This window comes from candidate division KSB1 bacterium, from assembly GCA_022566355.1.
Classification (GTDB): domain Bacteria; phylum Zhuqueibacterota; class JdFR-76; order JdFR-76; family DREG01; genus JADFJB01.
In genome coordinates this window covers 1-6,426 of the sequence record JADFJB010000178.1, presented here as the reverse complement: position 1 = coordinate 6,426, position 6,426 = coordinate 1, and the positions used below count along the sequence as shown (strand labels likewise).

Sequence of the window (6,426 nt, the reverse complement as noted above, 5' to 3'; positions counted from 1 at the left end):
TAGCGAATGTGCTGTTGGATTCATTGGATCGAGAATTAGAGAAGCGTGGACATCGTTTTGTTCGCTATGCGGATGATTGTAATGTCTATGTTCGCAGTCGCCGTGCAGCAACCTGACCAATGTCAACTATTATTTCCTTCCGGCGACAATTAAAATTCCCTTTTTTTAGTATCTCATTAATCATTATATGTCATTGAACCAGTGATGATCGTATGGTCTACTTATTCCCTATTCCTTGCAATGGTTAACCATTGCAAAAAAACATCACCACCTTTCCGTTTAATTTTTTAATCATTCTGTTTGTTTTATTTGGGATTGTTCCAATCTATAACTTTTGATATTTAGTTCAAGAATCACACTATGATGAACCAACCGATCAATTGCCGCTGCTGTTATCATTGGATCCTTAAAAATGGTTTCCCATTTTGAAAAGGGAAGGTTACTGGTTAACATAATACTTCCTCTTTCATATCGGTCTGCCAAAAGCGTAAACAGGACTTCCATCTCTTCACGATTTTGTTGAATATAGCCAATATCATCAAGAATCAACGCATCATATTTGGCTAGTTGTTTTAAGAAACGAGGCAACTTGAAATCTCGTTTCAAGATTAACATTTGTTGAACCAAAAGATTGCACGGACTGAATAATATCCTTCTTCCCTGTTGCACAAGCTCTTGAGCTATCGCACATAACAAATGGGTTTTGCCGCTGCCAGGATTCCCAAAGGCCAATATGTTTTCACAACGATCCAAAAATGAACCATCCAATAAAACGCTCACTTGAGAATTAACTCTACCGGGTAATCGTTTGCGATCAAAAGATTCTAACGTCTTTTCCAGGGGTAATTTCGATTCTCTGAGTATACGTGTGATGCGATTATAACGTCTCACCTCACGCTCTCTTTCGATAAGTTCTAAAAGATATTGTTCGTAACTCAAGGAGTCTTGTCTGGCTAAATGAGCTTGTTCCTGGTAACAAGACTTTACAGTCGGCAAATGAAGTTCTTTTAAATAGTGATTGATTTGTTTCTCTAACATGTCACTGTCCATTTTCCTAATAACAGTTGATCATAAATATTTAGGTCAACAGAGTCAATGTTAACATCTTTTGACTTTTCAAGTTTTTGGTCTGATTGAATCAGTTCTCGAACTGTTTCGCAGCAGATGGGGATGTTTTTTATAAACATATAGTCCAACGCATGATCTACGGCGGTTTCATTTTCCCTTGCGGCCAGATATAATATTTTCAAATATTCTTTGGCTGCTTTAGGATGAGAATGGCGACCTAAATAATCATAAGCCATGCGGAATCGATGCGTAGGAAACAAATCCTTTTTATATCGATAGTTGGCAAAAGCTCCTGGTTTACGAATCAACCAATCGATAATGTGGCGATATTGAATATGAGAACGACTCTCGCCTCGAAGTCTGGGGATTTTCTCTATGCATTTTTGAGCATACCAGATTTCCAGATAATCTGAATACAATCGAACTTTTACGATCTCGCCAATGAGACGGCTGTGAACCGAATAAATATTGTGGCTTACCCGAATGGTGCTGCTGGGACCAACTTTGATCTCCATGTTTTTACGGCAATCCAGACGAGAATTGGGTAAACGATGCAAAACAGTCAATTCCTCTTCAAATCGTTTTCGCCGGTTTGAATTTAGCTGGTTGAACAAATTTTTAAGATAGTGTTCATACTCGTCGCGATTCTGAAAATCGCTACTGCCGCCAAGCATAAATGATTGTTGCAGAGCTTTTTTAAAGCGAAAATGACGTTGTTCTACATCGCCATTTTCATTGGCTTTGCCTGGCTGTATCTTTCGGCCATGCAATTTATAATGCCTTAACAAGCTGGCATAACGCTGAGTAAATACTTTATGGCTGCAACTGTTATTTATCGCAGCGCTCAATCGATCTGTCTGGTGGCTATCTGGGACGCCGCCCAATTCCCAAAGTGCATTTTGTAAGCCATTACTTAAGCTTTCAAAACTCTCCGAAAAACAGATCGTCCCAGTTTCCCAATTGGAATAGGTGAGAACAAAATGATAGATCATATGGTTAAATGGAACTTTATTAATTGTAACCCCTAAATCATCCATATGAGTAAAATCGGATTGACACAATTGTCCAGGATGATGTTGTTGAGCAAAAAATACCTCTTTGGCTGGGCCTTCGGTGCTGCGCCAATGTTTTACACGTCGCTGGAGAGTGCGTAACTGGCCATCTGAAAATTTGCCGGGATATTGGCCTTGTAAATAGTCAAAAAGCGTTTTTGCTTCAAGACCAGGATTAATCTGCAATTTGGTTTTTACCTCGTCCCATACTTCAGAAAACGGGTCTTCTCGGGTAAGCCAGGGATGTTCAACGTTTATTTCGCTGGGAAGTCTTTTTAAACGAATATACTTCCTTGCTGTCTTTACATCCATCCCAGCTTTGGATGCTGCGATACTTTGTGTCCTCTCTGTCTGCATTAGTCTCATTAACCTCCGCACTTGTTGTTCTGTTACCATCTAAGCCTCCATTTGGTTTGACTTAAATGGTATGAATACCCTCCTAAAAAAAGGGAATTTTAATTGTCGTTAATAGGGACTTTTAAATGTCGCTAATCAAAAATGCAACAAATTAAAGTCTCTCAAATAACTGAAGCCACGTGGCAGATTATTTGAGTGTTGGTAATACCAAAGTTAACCACTTGGATCAGAATTGAAAAAACTATTAAATATTGAAGAGACTTCAGACTATTTAGGCATAAAAGTGCCAACGCTTTATTCATGGGGCAGCCGGAGAAAAATACCATTTATAAAAGTTAGTCGACTGGTCAAATTTGATCCAAGAGGGCTTAAAAAATGGCTTAAATCACAAACTCAGGAAGTCCAGGTCTATTGATCTGAAATTTACTTTAAAACGATAGTATTATGCTTGAAACATCACAAATTATTCACTACATTGGACTTAAATATTCTTTTTCTATTAACAATAGTGAGGTATCCAATGGCTATTTATAACCAAAATAGCAAATGGTTTATCGACTATTACTACAATTGAAAAAGAAAACAGGAAAGTGTAGGAACCATCAAAAAGCTGGCTCAAAGAGCTTTTGAAGCCAGGAAAGGAAAGATTGCGCAAGGGCATTTTGGTTTGAAGAAGTCTGAGAAGCGTGTCAAATTCAATGAGTTCAGCAAAGAATAACTTAGTTATAGTAAATCTTACAAACGATCATATAAGAAAGAGCTTTTAGGGCATAAGCAAATTACAACAACGATGAGATATTCTCATTTGAGTAATGAGCATAAAAGACTGGCTTTGGAACGTTTATAAGCCAGTTATGTATACCAAGATGAAAATTGTGAAAACTGGAGGTTCGTAAGTCTTTAAAAAACAATATATGCGCCCATAGCTCAATTGGCAGAGCAACGGACTCTTAATCCGCAGGTTCTAGGTTCGATTCCTAGTGGGCGCACTGCTTAAACCCTGTAATATTAAATTGTTATGGGGTTTATTATTTGATTCCAATTTAACTGGTTTTGACTCATTTTAACCCCTTTTTAACAGAGTCGTGTCACGGTAGCGTCACGGTGCTCAGATTTATTCCGATTCCGAGACTCCATACACCCAAAAAAATGAGGGGTAGGTAAGATATATATATACCCGTCGCTAAATATTTTTTAGAAATTTTTCCTTATAAGGTAGCTAACTAAGAAAATATATCCAGTGGGGGTTTCTGATGTGGTTCTCCCTACACCTCTGTATTTCTTGCTCTGGTAAACGAAACAGTAATACCAGGACTTAGTACCGCCTATTTTGGTTTTGTAGAATTTACTCATTGGCAAAGTTCTTCAAATATTATTAGGCCACAAAGATATAAAAACCACCCAAATCTATGCTAAACTGATAGACAAAAAGAAAGACGAAGCGATAGATAAACTTCCCGAATTGATGTAGTAGAGAAAAATTCATAAATGACATGGAGCAACGGACTTCTAAACCCATTACCCACTATCCCCGTATCCTTTTGAAATTCAAGTAAGTTTATGTTTTTACAATAACTTATAGTAGTAGTTGATTTATACCAATTTTGCTGTATTTATACCAATTGTGTCCAATTATAGACACCATATGGACACCAAAGTGGGTGGCGGGTGATTGATGCCCCCACCCCTTTTTTTGGAAAGGGTTACCCCCATGCTACATATGGATCCTTCTGAGTATGCCAATAGAATCATTTTACAAGTGTTCATGTGTCCGTTGATACCTTTTGGTGGCAAGGAACGAAAAGAAGTGCAACAGAACTTTCCCATTAAATAAAAGCCCGTGAGAAAAAACGGGTTGAAATTAGTTAACAAAAATTATTATAATAACTATAACAATTAGAAAAGGAATAGATATGGAAGCAATGACAGAAAAACAAGTAAACCCTTCTAAAATAATGCAAATCGGAATGGGATTTTGGGCATCAAAAACACTACTCACAGCAGTTAATATGGAGCTATTTACTTATTTAGCAAATGGGGAGTTATCAGGACAAGACATTAAGACAAGATTAGGCTTGCATGAAAGAGGTCTTTATGATTTTTTAGACACCTTGGTAGCATTAGGTTTTTTAAAAAGAAGTGGCTTGAAGGAAACTGCTTTGTACAGAAACGCAGAAGATACGGATTTATTTCTCGACAAAAATAAACAAAGCTATGTTGGTGGTATGTTAGAAATGTCTAATAATAGGTTATATCCATTCTGGCATAATCTTGAAGATGGATTAAAAACAGGTGCCCCTCAAAATGAAACGAAAACCGGTGGTAAACCTCTTTTTGAAGAACTTTATGCCAACGAAGAAAATCTTCGAGAATTTTTAAAAGCAATGGGCGGTATACAAATGGGAAACTTCATGACTTTTTCTAAAAAGTTTGATTTTTCCAACTATGGTACGCTTTGCGATATAGGAGGTGCTGGAGGGTATCTTTCTGCCCAAGTAGTTCTGAATAATGATCATATGAAATGTATTTCCTTTGACTTACCTCCCGTAAGTCCAGTAGCAACAGAAACTATAAACAACATGAGCCTGGGTGATAAAATAATTATTCAATCCGGAGATTTTTTCAAGGAAGACTTTCCAAAAGCGGATATAATTACTATGGGAAATATTCTTCATGATTGGGGAACTCAGGATAAAAAGATGCTCATCAAAAAAGCTTATGACGCCCTACCTCAAGGAGGGGCCTTAGTGGTTCTTGAGAACATTATAGATGACGACCGCAGTAAAAATGCTTTTGGTCTCATGATGTCATTAAATATGTTGATAGAAACACCTGAAGGTTATGACTTTTCTTTAGCGGACTTTGATAGGTGGGCAAAGGAAATTGGCTATAGAGAAACTTCTACTATGCCATTGACAGGGCCTTCAAGTGCCGTAATTGCAACTAAGTAAAAATAATTTTCGCAACACATGCCGTAAGTAATGGCGGTTTTGTTAATGCTAGAATGAACCGCGCTATCATCAATCGTATTGTCGGAAATGTTGGAATATTAACAACAGGAGCGTAAAAGAAAATTGAAGAGTATGAGAAAGAGATATAAAACGCCAAACGAAGAACGGGAAATACTTCTAGGTCAGATAAGGGAAAATCTTAAACAAAGAAAGTTGACTAATTTGACATTAAGCAAAATGAAATATCGACAATCAATCAAAACAGCATGCGCTTTAATAAGGAGTTTGCGGTGATTTCCATGCCCATACCCCATCGAGTGGTAAAACTGGCAGGGGCTGTTAATATAAAAGAGATATAAAAATTGGTCAACTCGGAGCAGTTCGTACGTCTTTGAAAATGTTATAAATTATCATGCGGATATTTCTAATCGCCGCCCCATCATGATTATTTGGGGTGTAGGGGTACGATTACGCAGAAAAACAATTCTTTTTTTCTAACCATCCTCTGAATCCGATCTTTCAAGGTTCGATATAAGTTATAAAGGGAATTATCCTCAATATTACCTCATCCGAATATAGAAAACCGAATGGTGAGCTTCTATGAAGGTCTGGTGGGGATTTGGTAGCTCCTGAGCGATCCTTTCAAGCTCCGAAGTTCAATAACTAGAATCATTTTATTCTATCCATCCTATATCCAATAATTCCGAGAAAATTATTGATTTTGGACTAATCAATTTGTAATATCCAATATCAATGAACTGTAAATATCTCCTGAATAAAATCAAAACTTTGTGATAACCATATCATGATCGGCAAAACAATCCCGCCCAGCAGGCTGTCGCAGAATAGCCTTCAACCCGATGAGTCATTTGGGGCATTTCAATATTAGCTGGCGAGATTTGTTCTTCTTGAATATGACTCAAGTTATTGTTATTTTAGCAATTAAGAATATACGAACAACCTAAAAGGAGATAGTTTTGGCTTTTCTTGGCACAGAT

At 37.3% G+C, this 6,426-nt stretch carries 4 protein-coding genes, 1 tRNA gene and 1 pseudogene; 4 read left to right on the top strand and 2 right to left on the bottom strand.

What is annotated here, in order from left to right; translation table 11 throughout:
- Positions 1 to 107, top strand: a pseudogene (locus IIC38_19495) (group II intron reverse transcriptase/maturase).
- Between the two features lie 184 nt (positions 108 to 291).
- On the opposite strand, the gene IIC38_19490 reads toward IIC38_19495, so the two are convergent.
- A complete protein-coding gene (locus IIC38_19490) occupies positions 292 to 1,050 on the bottom strand; it encodes an ATP-binding protein (protein ID MCH8128107.1) in 759 nt (252 codons plus the stop codon).
- Positions 1,032 to 2,477 (bottom strand): IS21 family transposase, encoded by a 1,446-nt coding sequence (locus IIC38_19485; protein ID MCH8128106.1) that lies wholly within the window; start codon positions 2,475 to 2,477, stop codon positions 1,032 to 1,034. The genes IIC38_19490 and IIC38_19485 overlap by 19 nt, the downstream gene beginning before the upstream one ends.
- A 232-nt stretch (positions 2,478 to 2,709) precedes the next feature.
- Here IIC38_19485 and IIC38_19480 point away from each other — a divergent pair, with 232 nt between their 5' ends.
- From IIC38_19480 to IIC38_19470, 3 genes are all read left to right on the top strand, one after another.
- Entirely contained in the window at positions 2,710 to 2,892 is a 183-nt protein-coding gene (locus IIC38_19480; protein MCH8128105.1) for a helix-turn-helix domain-containing protein, read from the top strand.
- Between the two features lie 501 nt (positions 2,893 to 3,393).
- A tRNA-Lys gene (locus tag IIC38_19475) sits at positions 3,394 to 3,466 on the top strand.
- Between the two features lie 933 nt (positions 3,467 to 4,399).
- A complete protein-coding gene (locus IIC38_19470; GenBank protein ID MCH8128104.1) occupies positions 4,400 to 5,428 on the top strand; it encodes a methyltransferase in 1,029 nt (342 codons plus the stop codon).
- Positions 5,429 to 6,426: the final 998 nt, after the last annotated feature.

Excerpts from the sequence above, each read along its gene's own strand:
- IIC38_19485 (MCH8128106.1), bottom strand. The coding sequence starts at position 2,477 with ATGCAGACAGAGAGGACACAAAGTATCGCAGCATCCAAAGCTGGGATG.
- IIC38_19490 (MCH8128107.1), bottom strand. The coding sequence starts at position 1,050 with ATGGACAGTGACATGTTAGAGAAACAAATCAATCACTATTTAAAAGAA.
- IIC38_19470 (MCH8128104.1), top strand. The coding sequence starts at position 4,400 with ATGACAGAAAAACAAGTAAACCCTTCTAAAATAATGCAAATCGGAATG.